Annotated in this window: 19 protein-coding genes; 7 read left to right on the forward strand and 12 right to left on the reverse strand. The window is 76.1% G+C overall.

What is annotated here, in order from left to right:
• Positions 1 to 97: 97 nt before the first annotated feature.
• On the reverse strand, positions 98 to 1,078 hold the full coding sequence (gene nth / locus HCN56_RS14805) for an endonuclease III (protein WP_245246574.1): 981 nt from the start codon (positions 1,076 to 1,078) through the stop codon (positions 98 to 100).
• A gap of 586 nt (positions 1,079 to 1,664) precedes the next feature.
• On the opposite strand from nth, the gene HCN56_RS14810 reads away from it, so the two are divergent.
• Complete coding sequence (locus HCN56_RS14810) at positions 1,665 to 2,339, forward strand: Crp/Fnr family transcriptional regulator (RefSeq protein WP_167971266.1); 675 nt, start codon at positions 1,665 to 1,667, stop codon at positions 2,337 to 2,339.
• Between the two features lie 257 nt (positions 2,340 to 2,596).
• On the opposite strand, the gene HCN56_RS14815 is transcribed toward HCN56_RS14810, so the two are convergent.
• The 5 genes from HCN56_RS14815 to rpmB form a co-directional block, all read right to left on the reverse strand.
• Positions 2,597 to 3,427 (reverse strand): MBL fold metallo-hydrolase, encoded by an 831-nt coding sequence (locus HCN56_RS14815; protein ID WP_167971268.1) that lies wholly within the window; start codon positions 3,425 to 3,427, stop codon positions 2,597 to 2,599.
• Complete coding sequence (locus tag HCN56_RS14820) at positions 3,424 to 4,410, reverse strand: NUDIX hydrolase (protein ID WP_167971270.1); 987 nt, start codon at positions 4,408 to 4,410, stop codon at positions 3,424 to 3,426. Before HCN56_RS14820 ends, HCN56_RS14815 begins: the two co-directional genes overlap by 4 nt.
• Before the next feature lie 161 nt (positions 4,411 to 4,571).
• Complete coding sequence (gene rpsR / locus HCN56_RS14825) at positions 4,572 to 4,838, reverse strand: 30S ribosomal protein S18 (RefSeq protein WP_167971272.1); 267 nt, start codon at positions 4,836 to 4,838, stop codon at positions 4,572 to 4,574.
• Positions 4,835 to 5,140, reverse strand: coding sequence for a 30S ribosomal protein S14 (gene rpsN, locus HCN56_RS14830; protein ID WP_167971274.1), 306 nt, complete (start codon positions 5,138 to 5,140; stop codon positions 4,835 to 4,837). The genes rpsR and rpsN overlap by 4 nt, the downstream gene beginning before the upstream one ends.
• Positions 5,141 to 5,193: 53 nt before the next feature.
• Positions 5,194 to 5,430, reverse strand: coding sequence for a 50S ribosomal protein L28 (gene rpmB / locus HCN56_RS14835; protein WP_167971276.1), 237 nt, complete (start codon positions 5,428 to 5,430; stop codon positions 5,194 to 5,196).
• A 140-nt stretch (positions 5,431 to 5,570) separates the two neighbouring features.
• On the opposite strand from rpmB, the gene rpmG reads away from it, so the two are divergent.
• Genes rpmG through HCN56_RS14850 form a run of 3 tightly spaced genes read left to right on the forward strand, consistent with a single transcriptional unit; the run spans position 5,571 to position 7,170 of the window.
• Positions 5,571 to 5,735 (forward strand): 50S ribosomal protein L33, encoded by a 165-nt coding sequence (gene rpmG, locus HCN56_RS14840; protein WP_167934432.1) that lies wholly within the window; start codon positions 5,571 to 5,573, stop codon positions 5,733 to 5,735.
• Positions 5,736 to 5,764: 29 nt separating this feature from the next.
• Positions 5,765 to 6,028 carry a type B 50S ribosomal protein L31 gene (locus HCN56_RS14845; RefSeq protein ID WP_167971278.1) on the forward strand — a complete coding sequence of 88 codons (264 nt, stop codon included), beginning with the start codon at positions 5,765 to 5,767 and terminating at the stop codon, positions 6,026 to 6,028.
• The gene (locus HCN56_RS14850) at positions 6,028 to 7,170 is read left to right on the forward strand and encodes a CobW family GTP-binding protein (RefSeq protein ID WP_167971280.1); all 1,143 of its coding nucleotides are present in this window, start codon (positions 6,028 to 6,030) and stop codon (positions 7,168 to 7,170) included. The genes HCN56_RS14845 and HCN56_RS14850 overlap by 1 nt, the downstream gene beginning before the upstream one ends.
• Positions 7,171 to 7,257: 87 nt before the next feature.
• Here HCN56_RS14850 and HCN56_RS14855 read toward each other — a convergent pair whose 3' ends face one another.
• A complete protein-coding gene (locus tag HCN56_RS14855; RefSeq protein ID WP_167971282.1) occupies positions 7,258 to 8,364 on the reverse strand; it encodes a trypsin-like serine peptidase in 1,107 nt (368 codons plus the stop codon).
• A 348-nt stretch (positions 8,365 to 8,712) separates the two neighbouring features.
• On the opposite strand from HCN56_RS14855, the gene HCN56_RS14860 reads away from it, so the two are divergent.
• Positions 8,713 to 10,815: an N-acetylmuramoyl-L-alanine amidase gene (locus HCN56_RS14860; RefSeq protein ID WP_167971284.1), complete on the forward strand. Its 2,103-nt coding sequence runs from the start codon at positions 8,713 to 8,715 to the stop codon at positions 10,813 to 10,815.
• 146 nt (positions 10,816 to 10,961) lie between these two features.
• On the forward strand, positions 10,962 to 11,957 hold the full coding sequence (locus tag HCN56_RS14865; RefSeq protein WP_245246576.1) for a helix-turn-helix transcriptional regulator: 996 nt from the start codon (positions 10,962 to 10,964) through the stop codon (positions 11,955 to 11,957).
• 49 nt (positions 11,958 to 12,006) lie between these two features.
• On the opposite strand, the gene HCN56_RS14870 is transcribed toward HCN56_RS14865, so the two are convergent.
• Together HCN56_RS14870 and HCN56_RS14875 are read right to left on the reverse strand one after the other, a co-directional pair.
• Positions 12,007 to 12,312, reverse strand: a complete 306-nt coding sequence (locus tag HCN56_RS14870; protein ID WP_209312752.1) for a hypothetical protein — start codon at positions 12,310 to 12,312, stop codon at positions 12,007 to 12,009.
• A gap of 126 nt (positions 12,313 to 12,438) precedes the next feature.
• The gene (locus HCN56_RS14875) at positions 12,439 to 13,692 is read right to left on the reverse strand and encodes an amidohydrolase (protein WP_167971286.1); all 1,254 of its coding nucleotides are present in this window, start codon (positions 13,690 to 13,692) and stop codon (positions 12,439 to 12,441) included.
• Between the two features lie 251 nt (positions 13,693 to 13,943).
• Between HCN56_RS14875 and HCN56_RS14880 the strand changes: the two genes are divergently transcribed.
• Positions 13,944 to 14,120, forward strand: coding sequence for a thiazolylpeptide-type bacteriocin (locus HCN56_RS14880; RefSeq protein WP_167933477.1), 177 nt, complete (start codon positions 13,944 to 13,946; stop codon positions 14,118 to 14,120).
• 84 nt (positions 14,121 to 14,204) lie between these two features.
• Here the strand turns inward: HCN56_RS14880 and HCN56_RS14885 are convergent, their stop codons facing one another.
• From HCN56_RS14885 to HCN56_RS14895, 3 genes are all read right to left on the reverse strand, one after another.
• Entirely contained in the window at positions 14,205 to 14,900 is a 696-nt protein-coding gene (locus HCN56_RS14885; RefSeq protein WP_167971288.1) for a glycoside hydrolase family 16 protein, read from the reverse strand.
• A gap of 425 nt (positions 14,901 to 15,325) precedes the next feature.
• Positions 15,326 to 15,865: a hypothetical protein gene (locus HCN56_RS14890; RefSeq protein ID WP_167971289.1), complete on the reverse strand. Its 540-nt coding sequence runs from the start codon at positions 15,863 to 15,865 to the stop codon at positions 15,326 to 15,328.
• A 104-nt stretch (positions 15,866 to 15,969) separates the two neighbouring features.
• Positions 15,970 to 17,719, reverse strand: a 1,750-nt coding sequence (locus HCN56_RS14895) for a TOMM precursor leader peptide-binding protein (RefSeq protein ID WP_167971291.1), incomplete at its 5' end; no start/stop codon positions are given.

The following is a 17,719-nucleotide window of genomic DNA, read 5'->3' on the forward strand; positions in this document are numbered from 1 at the left end:
TCGGGGCGGACCGCTCCTTCCGGTCGGGCGCCCGGCCCGACGGGCGCACTCTCCTCGCCGAGGGCCGACCCGGCCGCCCCAGCCGGCTCGCCGCGGGTCACGCGTCGCCCGCCTGCGGCTCGTCGGCGGGCCGTGCGGCGGGGCCGGGGTAGTCGGCCGGCGGCTTGAGTCGCTGGCCGGGCTCACCGGCGAGCTCGTACTTGAGCAGGCCGCGCGCCTTGTCGGGGTCGGTCTCGCCCTCACCGTAGGCCGGGCAGAGCGCGGCGATGGGGCAGGCCCCGCAGGCGGGCTTCCGGCTGTGGCAGACCCGGCGGCCGTGGAAGATCACCCGGTGGGAGAACATCGTCCACTCGCTCTTGGGGATGATGTCGGCGATCTCCGCCTCGACCTTCTCGGGGTCGGTCTGCTCCGTCAGCCGCCAGCGCCGGACCAGTCGCCCGAAGTGGGTGTCGACCGTCAGGCCGGGGACGTCGAAGGCGTTGCCGAGCACCACGAACGCCGTCTTGCGGCCGACGCCCGGCAGCGACACCAGGTCCTCCATCCGACCGGGCACCTCTCCCCCGAACTCCTCGCAGAGCTTGGCCGAGAGACCGAGCAGCGACTTCGCCTTGTTCCGGAAGAAGCCGGTGGGGCGGATCAACTCCTCCAGTTCGGCCGGATCGGCGGCGGCCATGGCCTCCGGGGTGGGGTAGGCGGCGAAGAGGGCGGGGGTCGTCCGGTTGACGCGCAGATCGGTGGTCTGCGCCGACAGCACCGTCGCCACCAGCAGCTCGAACGGGTTCTCGAAGTCGAGTTCGGGGTGGGCGTAGTGGTAGACCTCGGCGAGTTCGCGGTTGATCCGGCGCGCCCGGCGGACCATGGCGAGCCTGCTCTCCGGCTTGCGGGCCCCGGTGCCCGCGCCACCCGACCGCGCGGACTTCTTCGCCGGCTTCTTCGCGGACGACGCCGGCTTCGTCGCAGGCACCTTCGCGGGCTCCTCGCCCCGCGTCCGCCGCTGCGCCCCCTCCTCCCCCGCGCCGGTCTGCTTCCCGTTTTGCCCCGTCTCCGCCGTCCCCGCTCGCGCCCTGCTCTCAGCCATGCGACGAAGGCTACGCCGGACGGGCCGTCCGCCGCGGCGGTTGCGGCCGGTACCGGCGTGGCCGCCGGTGCGTGCGGGGCGCACCGGGGCATCCACGAGCGCGGGCGGCGGGCGCTGTGGCGCCGGGACGGCTCCGCCGCGACGCGCGCGGGCGACGGGCCGGCGGCAGCACCCCTACCTGACCACGCGCGCACACCCGGTCACCCCGGGTGGTGCCGCACGCCCGGCGGACGCACCCGGCGCGGGTCGGGCGGCGAAGGCGCAAAAGGGGCAGGAGGGGCTGTTCCGACGTGCCGTGGACGCCTGTTCGCCGTGGGCGGAACGCCGCCGCTCACCGCCTCCCCGGGCGGCTCGGGGAGGCCGTGTTCTGCCGGTGCTGGGCGGCCGTTTGGAGGCGTCGACAGGCGCACACCGGCGCACGGCGGGCAGGGCGCCCGGCCCGCCTCCGGGTACCGAACGGCCCCCCTGGCGGCATGCAAACGGTTCCGGTAGGTCAGACTTGTGACTGACGGCACCCCAGTGCGGTCCGGCATGATGGGGCCCAGCGGCCGACACCTGGCCCACAGCCGAGAGGGAGAGAGACCTCGTGGACGACGTTCTTCGCCGCGCACCGCTGTTCGCGGCGCTCGATGACGAGCAGGCCGCCGAGCTGCGCGCCTCCATGACCGAGACGACGCTCTCGCGCGGGGAGGCACTGTTCCACGAGGGTGACCCGGGTGACCGCCTCTATGTCGTCACCGACGGCAAGGTCAAGCTGCACCGCACCTCCGCCGACGGCCGCGAGAACATGCTGGCCGTGCTGGGCGCCGGGGAGCTGATCGGCGAGCTGTCGCTCTTCGACCCCGGACCGCGCACCGCCACCGCCAGCGCGCTGACCGAGGTCCGGCTGCTCGGCCTCGGCCACGGCGACCTCCAGCCTTGGCTGAACATCCGGCCCGAGGTGGCCGGCGCCCTGCTGCGCGCCGTCGCCCGCCGGCTGCGTCGCGCCAACGACAACATGTCCGACCTCGTCTTCTCGGACGTCCCGGGCCGTGTCGCCAAGGCGCTGCTCGACCTGTCGCGCCGGTTCGGCGTGCAGTCCGAGGAGGGCATCCACGTGGTGCACGACCTGACGCAGGAGGAGCTGGCGCAGCTGGTCGGCGCCTCCCGCGAGACGGTCAACAAGGCCCTCGCGGACTTCGCGGCCCGCGGCTGGCTGCGGCTGGAGGCCCGCGCGGTGATCCTGCTGGACATCGAGCGACTGGCCCGCCGCAGCCGCTGACGGCGGCTCCTCAGCACGGCGGAAGGCCCGGTGGGGCGCGCGAGAGCGCACCCCACCGGGCCTTTCGCGTCCCGTGCCGCTCGGGCGGCTCAGCGCGCGGGGGAGACCCCGCGTCGGATCGGCTCGCGGCGTCGGACGCGGTCAGTCGCACGGCGGAGGGGCGCCCTCGTACCGGGTGGGGTGCGGGCGTCCTTCGACAACGCGGCAGAGGGCCGTCGCCGTCGTCGCGGGCCCGGCGCGGGGTCGCACACCCGCTCTCAGATCAGCCCGTGCTCGGTCAGGTACTCCAGCTGGGCGCGGACGGAGCGCTCGGCCACCGGCCACAGCGAGCGGTCCACGTCCGCGTAGACGTGCGCGACCACCTCGGCCGGGGTGCGGTGCCCGGCCTCGACGGCGGACTCCACCTGGGCGAGCCGCTTGGCGCGGTGCACCAGGTAGAAGTCGATGGCGCCGACCGGGTCCCGCAGCACGGGGCCGTGGCCGGGGAGCACGACGCGGACCTCGTCGTCGACGACGGTGGCGCGCAGCCGGCGCAGCGTGTCGAGGTAGTCCCCGAGGTCGCCGTCCGGGTGGTCGACGACGGTGGTGCCGCGGCCGAGCACGGTGTCGCCGGAGAGCAGCGCGCCGTCGGCCGTCAGCAGCAACGCGACGGAGTCGGCGGTGTGGCCGGCGGCGGGGATGACGGAGAGCCGCAGTCCGTCGACGAGCAGCAGCTCGCCGGCGACCAGCGGCTCCGCGCCGCGGCAGAAGGCGGCGTCACGCGCGCGGACGGCGGAACCGGTCAGCTCGGCGAACCGCTCGGCGCCGTCGGAGTGGTCGGGGTGGCCGTGGGTGAGCAGGGTGAGGGCGACGGTGCGGCCGCCGGCGGTGGCGGTGGCGGCGACCCGGGCGAGGTGTTCCTCGTCGAGGGGGCCGGGGTCGACCACGACCACCTCGCGCGCGCCGGGTTCGGCGAGCACCCAGGTGTTGGTGCCGTCGAGGGTCATCATCGACGGGTTGGGCGCCAGCAGGCAGGTGGCGCGTTCGGTGACCGGGCCGTCGGTGACCGCGGTCTCGGGCTCCCCGGGGGGCGCGGCGGCATCGGTCATGGGGTGTCCTTCCCGGGGGCGTCGGAGGCGGGGCGGTCGCCGGGGGCGGCGGGCGGGGAGGCCGGCGGCGAGGGGGTCGCCTCACCGTCGGCGGTGACGCTGCGTTCGAACTCGTCGTGCCCGGGCCAACTGAGGACCACGCGTTCGCCGTCCAACCGGGCGCGGGCGAGCACCGGCGCCAGGTCGCGGTCCCCGGCGGCGCGGAGCGCGTCGTCGGCCCGGGCGTGCGGCAGCAGGGCGCGCAGGGTGGCGACGGTCGGCGGCATCATCAGCAGCTCGCCGGCGCGGTAGCCGGCGAGCGCGTCGGCGGGGGCGGTCCAGCCGGCGCGGTCGGCCTCGGTGGAGGCGTTGCGGCTGTGCTGGCCCTCGGGCAGCACCGCCACGAAGAACCAGGTGTCGTAGCGGCGGGCCTCGAACTCGGGGGTGATCCACCGCGCCCAGCCGCCGAGGAGGTCGTCGCGGACCACCAGCGAGCGGCGCGCCAGGAACTCGGAGAACGCCAGCTCACGGGAGACGAGGGCGCGGCGGTCGGCCTCCCAGTCGTCGCCGGTGATGTCGGAGACGACGTCGTCCGGGGTGGTGCCGGCGAGGAGGACGCCGGCTTCCTCGAACGTCTCGCGGACCGCGGCGCAGACGACGGACTGGGCGGTCGCCTCGTCGACCGCCAGCCGCTTCGCCCACCCGGCGGGGCCGGGGCCGGCCCAGTTCAGCGGGGTGTGGTCGCGGGGGTCGACGCCCCCGCCGGGGTAGGCGCAGGCGCCGGCGGCGAACGCCATCGACGTGCGGCGGCGGAGCAGGAAGACCTCCGGCCCGGGAGCGGCCGCGTGCGGGGAGTCGCGGAGCAGCAGCACGGTCGCGGAGGGGCGGGGGTCGGGCGGGGTGATCTCGCCGCGCGCCAGCGCCCTGATCCGGTCGGGCCATTCGGGCGGGAACCACTGGCCCGCCGCCGGGGTTCCGGAAGTCCGCGTCGTCGCTTCACCCATGGGGCGGATGCTACGCGGGCGGAGCCCGGGCTGTCCCGGGCGGCGAGGAGCCGATCGGGGGCGGACCGTACGGTCGCGGGGGCCGGCCGGTGGCGGGCCGGGGTGCGCCGCCCGGCGCGCCGACGGGCGGGGCCGGAGGCGCCCCGCCCGCCCGCGGGGCGCTAGCCGTGGCGCTTGGCCGCCGCCGTCGGGGTGGCGTACGGCAGCAGCGCCATCTCGCGCGCGTTCTTCACCGCGCGTGCCATCTCCTTCTGCTGCCGCACGGTCAGTCCGGTCAGCCGCCGGGAGCGGATCTTCCCGCGGTCGGAGACGAACCGGCGGAGGAGGTCGGTGTCCTTGTAGTCGATGCGGGTGATGCGGGCCGCGTGGAGCGGGTTGGGCCGGGGCTTGTCGGCGCCGCGGCGCCGGCCGCCGGGGCCGCGGCTCACCAGGACGCCTTGCGGACGCCGGGCAGGTGGCCCGCGTGGGCGAGCACGCGGGTGTTCACCCGGGAGAGTCCGAACGCGCGGAGGTGGCCGCGGGGCCGCCCGTCCACGCTGTCGCGGTTGCGGAGGCGGACGGCGGCGGCGTCGCGGGGCTGGGCGCGCAGTTCACGCTGGGCCGCCTCGCGTTCGGCGTCGGGGGTGCTCGGGCGGCGGATGATCTCGCGCAGTTCCGCGCGGCGCTCGGCGTAGCGGGCGACGACGCGGCGCCGCTGCTCGTTCTTGGCGATCTTGCTCTTCTTGGCCATGGCGGTCTCCGTGGTGGTGGGTGCGGGGTGGCGGGGCGGGCGGCGCGTGGCGGTCAGACGCGGTGGCCGCGGGCCCGGATGCGGGCGACGGCGGCCTCGATGCCGATGGTGTCCACCGTCCGGATGCCCTTGGTGCTGAGCCGGAGGCGGATGTGCCGGCCCTCGCTGGGCAGCCAGTAGCGCTTGCGCTGGATGTTGGGGTCGAAGCGGCGCGGGGTGCGGCGGTGGGAGTGCGAGATGTGGTTGCCGAAGCCGGGGCTGCGGCCGGTGAGCTGGCAGTGTGCGGACATCCGCGGCGGTCCTCTCGTGCTCCGGCGGCGGGCCGGGGCCGGGTCGGGGGCGGGTTCGGGCTCCGGTCGGGCCGGCCGGGAACAACCGGGACCGCCGGAACGCTTAATGAAAATGATTCCCGTTTCTGTATAGTAGCGGCATGGCACGCAACGACATCCGCCCGGTCGTCAAGCTCCGCTCGACCGCCGGCACCGGATTCACCTACGTCACCCGCAAGAACCGCAGGAACGACCCCGACCGGATGACCCTGCGCAAGTACGACCCCGTCGTCCGGCGCCACGTGGCGTTCCGCGAGGAACGCTGAGACCCGCAACGGACCCGAGAGGAACCGCCATGCAGCAGCACATCCACCCCGCCTACGGACCGGTCGTCTTCCGCGACCGCGCCGCCGGCACCGCCTTCCTCACCCGCTCCACCCTGGTCGCCCGCGAGAACGCGCCGACCGTGGCCTGGGAGGACGGGCACGAGTACCCCGTCGTCGACGTCGAGATCTCCTCGGCGAGCCACCCCTTCTACACCGGCAACGCACGCGTCATGGACACCGAGGGACGCGTGGAGCGCTTCGAGCGCCGCTACGGACGGAGCGGTGGCCGCTGATGCTGAGCGTGGTGATCGTCGCCGGCATGCACGCGGAGGCCCGGAGGGCGACGACCGAGGCACTGCTGCACGCGGTGCCCGGTGCGGTCGCCCTCCACCACGACCTCACCGGGGCGGCCGGCTCCACCGTGACCAGTTCGCTCCGGGACGGCGACGGCACCACCGACGTCCGCGAGGTGCCGCTGGTCAACGAGTGCGCCTGCTGCGCGCTCCGCGACGACCTGGTGCCGGAACTGGAGCGGCTCGCCGCCTGCGGCACCCACCCGCTGGCCGTCGTCGAGCTGTGGGACTCCGTCGAACCGCAGTCGATGGCCGAGGTGGTGGCCGCGCACACCTCCGAGCGGATCAGCCTGGACGGCGTCGTCACCGCGGTGGACCCGGCGCTGGTGCTGCCCTGCCTGGCCAACGGCGACGGCCTCGACGAGAGCGGCCTCGCCGCCGCGCCCGGTGACGGCCGCACCGTGGCCGACACCTTCGCCCGGCAACTGGAGTACCCGCCGGTGCTGGTCCTCGTGGACGGCCCCGAGGCCGCCGACGAGGCGGACCACGCGCTGCTGCGGCAGCTCCACCCGACCGCGCGCCGGCTGCGGACCTCCGACCCGGGGTTCGCGACCGCCGTACGGCCCGGTTTCGACCCCGAGGCGGCCGCCGGCCGCCGCCACCCGGCGTGCGCGCTGCTGCCGCACGACGACCACGCCCACGGCGTCGCCACCGCCGTCTGGCGCGCCCGTCGGCCGTTCCACCCCGGCCGGCTGTTCGCCGCACTGGAGGACCTGGCCTGTGTCGCGGTCCGCAGCCGGGGCCGGTTCTGGCTCGCCGACCGGCCCGACACCCTGGTGTCGTGGGAGTGCGCGGGCGGCGCGCTCTGCGTGGAGTCCACCGGGCCGTGGCTGGCGGCGCTGCCGGACGCCGCCTGGGAGCTGGTGCCGGCCGAACGCCGCGCGGCGGCGGCGCTGGACTGGGACCCCGAACACGGCGACCGGGTCCAGCACCTCGTCTTCACCGCACCCGAGCTCCCCACCGACGAACTGGCCCGGGTGCTCGACTCGTGTCTGCTCTCCGACACCGAGTACGCGGCCGGGCCCGACACCTGGGCGGGGTACCGGTCGGAGTTCGACGCCTTCCTCGCCCCGGCGGGCTGACCGGCCGCCGGTCGCGAACCGCGCACCGGACGCCGGGGCGGCCGGCCGCGGCCTGCGAGACCGGTTCGCCCGGCGGCCGGTGTGCTCTCAGCGGTCGGGCAGCCCGCCGCGCGGCTCGCCGGAGGCGGCGTCGTACAGGGCGCGCGCCTCGGCGGGGTAGGGACGGCCGACGATCTCGCCCTGGCCGGTCGCCGCCGACGTCACCCCGACCACGGTGCCCGCGCCGGTCTCCGGGTCCACCCGCTGGAGCCAGGGCCCGCCGCTGGCGCCCTGGGTGAGTCCGCACGCCTCCAGCAGCAGCCCGCCCACGTTGGCCGCGATGGCGTCGTCCGGGCCCAGCACCCGGGTCGGTCCGGTGCAGGACCAGGCCGACTCGCCGTCGTAGGGGTGGGCGGCGGCGTAGCCGATCGCCGTCACCGCGTCCTCCTCGGGTACGGGGGCGAACCGGAGCCGGTTGGCGCCGTGCGCCTCCGTCAGGGTGCGCCCCTCGCGCCGCTCGACGGTGAGGAAGGCGTAGTCGTGCGGCAGGATCTCGCGCAGGGTACGGCTGACGTCCCACTCCGCCGGCAGGTGGACGCCGGTCACCCGCCAGCCGTCGCGGCGGAAGGTGTCGAAGCCGTCCTCGTAGCCGGGCAGGAACCAGGCGTCGCCCGGAGCCGGGGTGCCGGGCTCCTGGACGCAGTGCGCGGCGGTGGCGACGACGCTGCCGTTGGGGGATTCCACCGCCGCCCCGGAGCACATGCGGAGCCCGCCGTCCGCCGTCTCCCAGATGAGCTTGCCGACACCGGCGACCGTGCGGTCCAGTGGGCGGGCGGTGTCACCCCCCGCGCCCGGGTCCGCCGTCTGCGCCGCGCCCGGCCCGTCCGACGGCCCGTCACCGCCGGGCGCCGCGGTGCCGTCGGCGGCGAGCGGGGCGGCACCCCCGCCCGGGACGGTGGTCACCGGGGCGCCGGCGGTGAGCACCGGCGCCACCACGGCGAGCAGTCCGGCGCACGCCGCCGCGATCTTGCCGGCGGCACGCGCTCCCCCGGGCGGGCGGCGGCCGAACGGCGGGTCCTGGCCCACCGGGGCGCCGCCGCCGGCCGGGGCCGGGGGCGCTGCGGAGCGCCGTCGCCCGATGGGCGGGAGCGGTGTCCGACGGTGTGTCCGGTCGGCCCGGGCGCCCGGCTGTTCGGGGGTGTGCGGTGGCTCCATGGCCCCACCGTCGAGGGCCGGCCGGTGGCTGTCCAGCTCCGGTCGCCCGATCGGGGGACGGCAAAATAACGGCAAAGCCCGACGGCGGCCGCGCCCGTCCGGCGGAGGTGTGGACCTGTGCCGCGCCGCAGGCACCCGGGGCCGTCGGGGTGAAAGCGCCCCCGGGGGACCGCCGGGACGCGTCCCGGGCCCCGCGCCCGGGTCGTTGACGGCGGGCGTGGCGACCGGCTACCCCTGGGAGGAGACCAGGTCGCGCCGCCCGCCTCCCCCGCATCCGTACCGGCGGACCGACGGCGGCGGACCGCGACCCGGGCGGCCCCCGCACCCCACGCACGCCCGGGAGACACCGTGTCCAGCCCCGCCACCGCCCGGACCGCCCGTCGCCTCCCCCGGCTCGCCGCCGCCGGCGCGGCGGTCGCCGTCGCGCTGCCGCTGCTGCACGCGGGCCCGTCGGCGGTCGCCGGCACCGACGGGGGCCCCGGCGCGCTGCAGGCGGCCTTCGCCGCGGCGGCCGCGGAGCACGGCGTGCCCGAGGAGGTGCTGCTCGGCGTGGCCTACCTCCAGTCGCGGTGGGACGGCCACCGCGGTGCGCCCAGCGTGGCCGGCGGGTACGGCCCGATGCACCTGACGGACGTGGCGACCGCGCTCGCCGCCGAACCCGGCGGCAACCACCACCTGCACGGCGAGGAGGACCCGCGCGGCGACACCGGCCGACCGCTGGAGCCCGCGCACGCCCCGGCGCCGGCGGCCCCGACCGGCACCGACGCGGCGAGCGGGCGCACGGTGGAACGCGCGGCGGAGCTCACCGGGCTGCGCCCCCATGAACTGCGGTCCGGCAACGCGGCGAACGTACAGGGCGGCGCCGCGTTGCTGGCCGCGTCCCAGCGGGAGTTGGGCCTGCCGGCGAGCCGCGACCCGGCCGACTGGTACGCGGCGGTGGCCCGGTACGGCGGCAGCGACACCAGGCCGGCGGCGGAGGCCTTCGCCGCCGAGGTGTACGCGGTCATCGCGGCGGGCGCCGAGCGCACCACCGACGACGGCCAGCGGGTGGCGCTCCCCGCCACCGACGTCGACCCCCGCAGCGAGCAGGCGGCGCTGCTCGCGCTGCCCGCGACGACGCCGGCCGGAGCGGCGCGGGCCGGCGCCCGTCCCGCCGAGGAACCGCCACCCGGCGAGGACCCGCCCGCCGAGGACCCGCCCGGTGACCCGCCGCCCGGTGACGAGCGGACGGAGTGCCCGCCGGACCTCTCCTGCGCGTGGATCGACGCCGCCTACGAGGAGTACGAGCGCCCCGACGGCAGCGTGACCTACGGCAACCACGACAAGGCCGACCGTCCTGCCTCGCAGCGGGTCCGGTACGTCGTCGTCCACGACATGGAGGGGTACTTCGGGCCCTCCGTCGACCTGGTGCAGGACCCGTCCTGGGCGTCCTGGCAGTACAGCCTGCGTGCCTCGGACGGCCACGTCGCGCAGCACGTCCCCGCCCGGGACGTCGCCTGGCACGCGGGCAACTGGTACGTCAACGCCACCTCGATCGGGCTGGAGCACGAGGGGTTCCTGCGGGCGCCGGGCACCTGGTACACCGAGGCGATGTACCGGGCCTCCGCGCGGCTGGTGGCGTACCTGGCCGAGCGCCACGGCATCCCGCTGGACCGGCACCACGTCATCGGCCACGACAACGTGCCCGGGGTGGGGCCCGGCACCATCCCCGGCATGCACACCGATCCCGGGCCGTACTGGGACTGGGCGCACTACTTCTCGCTGCTGGGCGCGCCGATCGCCGCCGACGGCGGGGCGGACTCGCCGCTGGTGACGATCAACCCGGCGTACGACACCCACCGCCCCGGCTACACCGGCTGCGACCCGGACGACACGGCGGCGGCGTGCGAGCCGCACGGTTCCAGCGGGGTGCGGCTGCACACCGGGCCGTCGGCGGACGCTCCGCTCGTCCCCGACCCCGGCACCCACCCGGGCCGGGAGGAATCCGGCACCTCGATCCACGACATCGGCGCCCGCGCCTCGGCCGGCCAGCAGTTCGCCCTGGCCGGTCGGGAGGGCGAGTGGAGCGCCGTCTGGTTCAACGGGCGGCGCGCCTGGTTCCACGACCCCGAGGAGCGGCGGACGGCGGTGCCCGGCAGCGGCTGGATCGCCACCCCGAAGGAGGGGAAGGAGGTGGTGCCGGTCTACGGCGTGGCCTACCCGGCGCCGTCGGACTACCCGGAGGGGGTGGCCGTCCGGCCGGCCGAGCCGCTGCCCTACCGCTTCGCCGCCGGGCAGTCCTACGCCGTGGGCCGCGAGGGTGAGGCGTTCGAAGGGGAGTTCTACGCGGCGACCACCTTCGACCCGGCGGGCCACCAGGTCGTCCGCGGGCAGCGGTACCACCAGATCCAACTCGGCCACCGCATCGCGTTCGTCCGCGCCGACGACGTCGACGTGCGCCCGGCCGGCTGACGCGTGGCGGCCGCGGCAGCGAGGCCCCCCGTCCGACACCCGGCGTTCGGCTTCCGGACGTCGCCACGCGTGCATCCGCCGACCCCTTGCCCGTTCACCGCCCCCGACTACGCTGTCCCCAGCCGTTGACCAGGCTGGGAGGGCCCTTGCGTCGGAACGATATGGCCGTGCTCGGCCTGTCCGCCGAGGAGGAGCTGGTGTACCGCCACTTCCTCCGCGAGCCGGACTCCGACCCGGCGACCGTACCCGAACGCCTGGAGATGGACCGGGCGAAGGCCGACGACGCCGTGCAACGGCTCCGCGTCATCGGCCTGTTGCGCACCGACACCCGGCCCGGGATGCTCAGCCCGGCGGACCCGGAGACCGCCGTGGCCCGGCTGACCGAGCTGCGGCTGCGCGCCCTCTACCGCGAGATCCAGCTGATCACCCAGTCGCGGCACCTGCTCGACGCGCTGCGGGCGGAGACGGGTGTGCCGCTGCCCACGCCGCGCGGGATCGAGCAGCTCAGCGACTGGCCGCAGGTCCGCAGCCGCATCGACGACCTGGCGTTCTTCGCCCGGGACGAGATCCTCTCGGTGGAGCCGCGGCTGGAGATACCGCCCGAGCAGCTCTCGCACTCCCGGGAGTTGAACACCCGCTCGCTGCGGCGGGGGGTGCGGCTGCGGCACGTGGTGGTGCGCGAGGCGCTGGACAGCCCCTGCACGGTCGAGTACCTCGGCGAGCTGGTCTCCCGGGGCGCACGTGTCCGGGTGGCGGACCGGCTCGCCGAACACATCCTGGTCTACGACCGCAACGCGGCGCTGGTCCCGATCGACCCGTGGGACACCGACCGGGGCGCGCTGCTCGCCCACTCCAGCGGTCTCGTCGGCAACCTGGTGACGCTGTTCGAGAAGATCTGGGACGAGGCGGAGTCCCTCTCCGTGCTGCTGCGGGAACCGGAGATCGAGGACGCGCCGCTCTCCGAACCCGGGCGCCGGGTACTGACGTTGATGTGCACCGCCGCCAAGGACGAGTCCGCCGCGCGGGACCTCGGTGTCAGCGTCCGCACCTACCGCCGCTACGTCGCCGAGGTGATGCAGCGGCTCGGCGCCGCCAGCCGCGCGCAGGCGGCGCTGCTGGCGCGAGAGCGCGGCTGGATCTGACGCCGGCCGCCCCACCGCCCCACCGCCCCACCGCCCGACCACCGGGCCGTCAGCCGGCGGCCGGTTCCTCCGCCCAGCCCAGCAGCGCCCGGTCCGCGAGGACCGCGCGCAGCGCTCGGCGCGCCGCGCGGCTGCCGGCCGGCCCGCTGACCGGGATGCGCAACCGCACCCGGTCGGCGTCCACCTCGGTGCAGCGCCCGGCGTCACCGGGCAGCAGCGCCAGCAGCCGGATGGCGGTGGACTCCCCGCCCGGTGCGCGCTGGTCCCGCCGCACCACGGCCACGTCGAGGTAGCAGGGGCCGCCGGTGGCGGGGGCGCCGGCGGTCGCCGGGCCGGTGAGGTGGTCGGTCTCCATCGCGTTCTCCTCGCTGCTCGATCCGGGGGCGGTCCCCGCAGCCCGCCCCCGGTTCCTCTCCCCCGGCTGCCCCCGCAGTCGTCGTCCCGGTCGTCGTCCCGCTTCGCGCGCTCGCATGCCGCTGCCTCACGCCGGTGCGACGGCACGCACCGCCGCGGCCAGCGCCTCGATCCCGGTGGGGAGCGCGGTGCGGACGTCGGGCGCGTAGTGCGGCGAGTGGTTGCCGGCCACGGGCTCCGGGTGGGCGGCGCCGCCCGGGGGGCCGTCCCCGTCCGGGGCGGCGGTGCCCGTGGAGCGCGGCGCGGCGGCGGTGCCGAGCATCCAGTACACCGAGCGGATGCCGGTGCGACCGTGGAGGGCGGCCCCGGCGGCCCCCAGCAGCGGGAAGTCCTCGGTCGCCATGCCACCGGGCCAGTCGCGCATCCGGACCGCGCCGAAGTGCGCGGCCTGCGCGGCGAAGACGGTGCGGGCCGTCGCTGCGTCCGCGGTCAGCACCGGGGAGCGGCCGGTGACACCGATCTCCGGTGCGGCAGGACAGGCGGACGCCTCGCTCTCCGCGCGCACCACGCGTTCGACGGCGGCGGTGAGCCGGTCCAGTGCCGCCTCGGTGAACGCCCGCAGGGTGATGCCCAGTTCGGCCCGGTCGGGGACGACGTTGGGCTGGTCGCCCGCGTGGAGCCTGCCGACGGTGACGACCGCCTGCTCCGCCGGGTCGGTCTCCCGCGCCACCACGGCCTGGAGCCGGGTGACGACGGCCGCCGCCGCGACGACGGGGTCGACCGTCAGCTGCGGCGCCCCGGCGTGCCCGCCGCGGCCGTGGAGGACCACCTCCAGGGTGCGGCTGCCCGCCAGGAGAGGACCGCGGGCGTGGGCGAGCGTCCCGGCGGGTGTCGGGGCGCAGTGCTGCGCCAGGACGACGTCGGGCGCCGGGACCCGTTCGTACAGGCCGTCGGTGAGGACGTCCCGCGCGCCGGTCAGCGTCTCCTCGGCCGGCTGCCCGAGCGCCACCAGCGTCCCGGACCAGCCGTCCCGCTCCCGCGCCAGCGCGGTGACGGCGCCGGCGAGGGCGGCGAGGTGGAGGTCGTGGCCGCAGGCGTGCATCACGCCGGGCACGGTGGAGGCGTAGGGCAGGCCGGTCTGCTCGGCGACGGGGAGCGCGTCGAGCTCGGCGCGCAGCAGCACGGTCGGCCCGTCACCGTTGCGCAGCACGCCGACGACGCCGTGGCCGCCGATGCCGGTGGTGACCGAACAGCCCTCGTCCGTCAGCCACTCCGCCAGCAGACCGGCGGTGCGGTGCTCGGCGCCGGAGAGTTCCGGGTGGGCGTGGAGGTCGAGATAGCGCTCGACCGCCGTCCGCAGCACGTCGGCGGGCACGGCCATGGGGGCTCCCTTCGCAAAAGGCTCTCCCCCGGTTCATCGAGCATCCTCCCCCATCGTGCCAGGGGGACGACGCTCCGCTGACACGGACTGACACCGGGCGGCGCGGAGGCGGGGCGGCCGGCGCGGGGCCGCGGACCGGGGGTGTCAGCGGGGTGACAGCGGAACCGAGGCCGATGTGGCAGTGGTCACCGCTGGAATGGAGAAGCGATCAGGCCACCGGATCGGCCGGTGCCCCACTGACTGGAGACGCCATGACCCAGAAGCCCGAGCTCGCCACCCTCGCCGACGAGATCCTGGAGCTGGAGTCCGAGACCTTCGAGATCTCCGACTACTCGGACACCGCCGAGGTCGTGCTCGCCGGTTCCACCTCCTGCTCCTCCACCTCCACCTGCTCCAGCACCACCAGCACCACCTCCTGCAGCGCCTGATCACTGCTGCCGGGTCCGAGTCCGGCCGGGAGGCTGCCCGGCCGGATCTCGGCGTGCGCGTCGTCCTGCGGCTGCGGGCGTGGGTCAGTTCCGGAACCAGACCCAGTCGACGGACTGGGTGAACTCCTGCTCCAGCGGCGCGCTGCCGTCGACCAGCCGCGGGCCGACGGTGAGCTTCATCGGGTCCGTCGGGATGACGTCCTTGTCGCTGATGGTGTGGAGCAGTTCGCCGTCCAGGTAGAACTGGACGAGGTCGGCGGTGTACTTCAGCGTGCCGGTGTGCCACTCGCCGTCGTACAGGTCCACTCCGGTGTCGACCCGGATCGACTGGTAGACACCGTGCTTGGCGCTCTCGAACCGCAGCTCGGTGTTCTCGAAGCTCTGGTTCGTGGTGTAGCCGAAGTTGATCTCGTTGAACTTGCTCATGTCCTCCTCGGGCCCGTTGTCCCACAGGGCGAGCCCCCACCACACCGCCTGGTCGGTGGGGCGCTCCGTGAGCTTGAACCGCATGGCGAACTCGCCCTCGGTGAACCGCTCGGCCCGGTAGGACACCTTGGACCAGGAGCCGTACTCCCGGGCGTCGATGCCCGGGGAGAGGGTGAAGTCGGCGACGCCGCCCTCGACGGTCGGGCAGGAGAACTCGCACTGCCACAGGTCACGGTTGAGCGAGTCGAACGACTCGGTGTACTCCCCGGCGTTCGCCGTTGCGAACATCCAGGTGCCGAACAGGGCGGCAGCGGTGAGACCGGCGACGGTCGACCGGCGGGCGGCTTTGCGCATCTGGAGCTCCTCGGTTGCGGTCCCGGCGCCCGCACCGGGCGAGGGGTGCCCCGGGCGCGCACGGCGGCGCGCCGGAACTGACGCGCGGGAGCGGCCGAGCGGACGGCCCGCCCGGCGCCCCGGAGGACGGGGCGACGAACCATCCGCACGGTGGTCCCGCGCGCGGGTGTCGGTGGCGCCGCGGTCGGCCGAAACCGGCCGGGACCACCGAAGCGCGCTCGAACGCCGCCCGCAGAAGGCCGACCTCACGGCCGGGCACCGCCGCACGGCCCCCAGGGGCCGGACGCCGGCGCTTCGCTCCTCCTGCTCGCCCGAGTCGCGGAATGATCACGCTACCCCGGCGCACATGTGCACAGGCAACTGTTCCGGACAGTTTCGTGAGCGGGATCACCGCCGCTTCGCGCGGGCCGGGTCGCGCAGCCGGATCAGACGGCGTCGGTGTCCGGCACCTGGAAGGAGACGTACCACTCGACGCCCTGCGGACCCCGGACCGTCAACTGCGCCTGCCCGGCCTCCGCTTCGGTGAGATCGAGCCGGGTCAGGAAGCGGGTCGCCTCCTCGCTCTCGCAGGTGACGCCGACCGAGGTGAGCTGCTCGACCGCCACGGTCACCTGCTGCCGCGGCCCGTCCGAGCGGCAGGTGACGGCGAGCCAGGAGGCCCCGGCGGTCAGCGGGACCGACCCGAGGTGGTGGTCGCCCCGTTCCGGCCCCACCGCGACGGCCTCCGCCGCGCCCTGCCGGATCTCCGGCCGGTCCACGGCGTGCTGCCGGGCGTCCTCCGGTACCGCCCGGCGCGAGTCCGCCGGCGCGGCGCCGGCGGACTCCGGCGAGGCTCCGGCGGCAGGCGGCGGCGGGGGCGGCGTCGCGGTGCATCCCGCCAGCAGCGCCACCGCCAGCGCCGCCGTTCCCGCCGCGCCCACCGCGCTCGCCGTCCCGGCTGCTCTCATCGTTCGTGCCGTGCTCACCGTTCTCATCCGCTGCCCCCGCTCGTCCGACTCCGCCCCCGCGTGCGACTCTGCCGCACGCGCGCCCCGGGGGGAACCCCGCCGGGGCCGACGGCGCCGCCACGTCAGGGGAACGGGTGCGGCACCGACCGAGGCGGCCGGCCCGCGAGGTGGTCGAGCAACCGGGGCATCCGCAGGGCGCGTTGCCTGCGCCATCCGAAGTCCAGCGGCAGCAGCCCCGGCACGATGGTCGCGACGGTGTGCAGCCCCAGCCGCGCCTGCTCCGGGGTGGTCTGGTCGACGGCGATCGCGTCGAACCCGGCCCCGGCCAGCTCGTCGCGGAGCAGGTGCAGGTCGTCCACCAGGTCACCGGTGCGGGGCCGTCGCTCGGCCCAGTCCGCGAACGCCTCGGTGAGCGGCAGCGGTTCCTCGTCGGTGAGGTACTCGGGGGCGTGGGAGGCCATCCGCGGCAGCCCGTAGAGCTGGGCGTGGTCGGTGAGGTGGAGCACCCGGTCCCAGTCGTCGGCCATCGCCTCCAACTCGGGCAGCCGGTCGGCGACCTGGAAGGGCAGGTGCGCGATGTAGGTCAGCACCTCCGAGAGGGCGGACTCCAGGGTCTCCACGGGGTCGAACCCGGCCGCGGCGGCGAAGGAGAGCGTCCCCGGACCGCCGTCGCGGCGGACTGCCAGCGCGGTGATCACCGGCACCGGGAGACCGGCGCGGGTGTCGAAGGCGCGCACCTCGTACCCGTGGAGCGCGGCGCGGTCGAGCATCGACCGGACCGCGGGCCCGGTGCCCAGCGCCGGGTCGATCCGCCGGATCGGTGACCGGCCGTACCAGGACATGAGGAAGGCGTCGCGCTCCACCAGCTCCAGCAGTCCGAAGAGCGCCGCCTCCTCCGGGCAGCTGCCGGTGGCGCAGCCGTTGGAGCACTCGAAGACGAAGTTGTCCGCCTCGACGCCGGCGCCGTAGTGGACCAGCCGGGCGGGGACGAGGACGGGCCGGCCGCCGCGCAGCGAGTGCCCCCAGATCCACGGGATCTCGCGGTCGGGGTCGAACGGGCTGAGCAGCGGGTCCGTCGCGTAGGTCTCCGGGGCGTACACCCCGCAGCTGCGCGGGTCGAGCACCGCGTGGGCACCCTCGCGGGCGGTCAGCCCGGTCAGCGAGCCGAGGACCGCCTGTGTGCCGCGGCGCCGGTGGGTGCCGGCGTAGCGCTCCAGCCCCTCCAGGTAGGCGAGGCTGCGGCTGGTGCCGTAGGCGTTGGCCTGGCCGCTCCAGGTGACGTCGTTCAGCCCGGCGTAGCCGCGCACGAAGTGCGAGCCGGAGATGGGGGCGGTGGTGGTGGAGGCGGGGTTGAGGTGGGTGACGGCGCCGAGCGCACCGCAGACGGGGTTGGCCAGCGCAGCGGCGGGCAGCGCGTACGAGCCCAGGCTCCGCAGCCGGTAGCCGTCCGGGGCGGGTTTGGGGCGCGGGGCCGGCTGCGGCCAGGCGGCGTCGGCCGCGTCGGGGCGGGGCGTCACGCAGTGCGGGCAGAGCGGGTCGGGCAGCAGCGGCACGGTGACGACGGCGAGGGTCACCAGGTCGATGCGGGTGACCTGCGGCAGCTCCGGCTCGGCGGGCGGCGCGGCGAGCGGGAGCGCGCGCAGCGTGTGCCAGACGGCGTCCAGCGCGTGGTCGGTGAGGGCGGGCCAGGCGCTGCCGCCGCCCGGGTGGTAGCCGAGTTCGAGCGCCTCGCGTTCGGAGCGGCTGCGGAGCCGCTGCCAGCGCATCGCCAGGCACCGGCCGCAGGCGTCGGGCACGGCACCGGAACCGGCGTGCGTCACCGCGTCGGGCCCGGCTTGCGTCACCGCGCCGGCCGGCGGACCGGCCGCCGCG

The sequence above is a fragment of the Streptomyces lonarensis genome (assembly GCF_012033735.1).
Taxonomy (GTDB): domain Bacteria; phylum Actinomycetota; class Actinomycetes; order Streptomycetales; family Streptomycetaceae; genus Streptomyces; species Streptomyces lonarensis.

Coding starts and splice junctions, on each gene's coding strand:
- nth (WP_245246574.1), bottom strand. CDS start 1,078: ATGGCTGAGAGCAGGGCGCGAGCGGGGACGGCGGAGACGGGGCAAAAC.
- HCN56_RS14815 (WP_167971268.1), bottom strand. CDS start 3,427: ATGACCGATGCCGCCGCGCCCCCCGGGGAGCCCGAGACCGCGGTCACC.
- HCN56_RS14820 (WP_167971270.1), bottom strand. CDS start 4,410: ATGGGTGAAGCGACGACGCGGACTTCCGGAACCCCGGCGGCGGGCCAG.
- rpsN (WP_167971274.1), bottom strand. CDS start 5,140: ATGGCCAAGAAGAGCAAGATCGCCAAGAACGAGCAGCGGCGCCGCGTC.
- rpmB (WP_167971276.1), bottom strand. CDS start 5,430: ATGTCCGCACACTGCCAGCTCACCGGCCGCAGCCCCGGCTTCGGCAAC.
- rpmG (WP_167934432.1), top strand. CDS start 5,571: ATGGCACGCAACGACATCCGCCCGGTCGTCAAGCTCCGCTCGACCGCC.
- HCN56_RS14845 (WP_167971278.1), top strand. CDS start 5,765: ATGCAGCAGCACATCCACCCCGCCTACGGACCGGTCGTCTTCCGCGAC.
- HCN56_RS14850 (WP_167971280.1), top strand. CDS start 6,028: ATGCTGAGCGTGGTGATCGTCGCCGGCATGCACGCGGAGGCCCGGAGG.
- HCN56_RS14855 (WP_167971282.1), bottom strand. CDS start 8,364: ATGGAGCCACCGCACACCCCCGAACAGCCGGGCGCCCGGGCCGACCGG.
- HCN56_RS14870 (WP_209312752.1), bottom strand. CDS start 12,312: ATGGAGACCGACCACCTCACCGGCCCGGCGACCGCCGGCGCCCCCGCC.
- HCN56_RS14875 (WP_167971286.1), bottom strand. CDS start 13,692: ATGGCCGTGCCCGCCGACGTGCTGCGGACGGCGGTCGAGCGCTATCTC.
- HCN56_RS14880 (WP_167933477.1), top strand. CDS start 13,944: ATGACCCAGAAGCCCGAGCTCGCCACCCTCGCCGACGAGATCCTGGAG.
- HCN56_RS14885 (WP_167971288.1), bottom strand. CDS start 14,900: ATGCGCAAAGCCGCCCGCCGGTCGACCGTCGCCGGTCTCACCGCTGCC.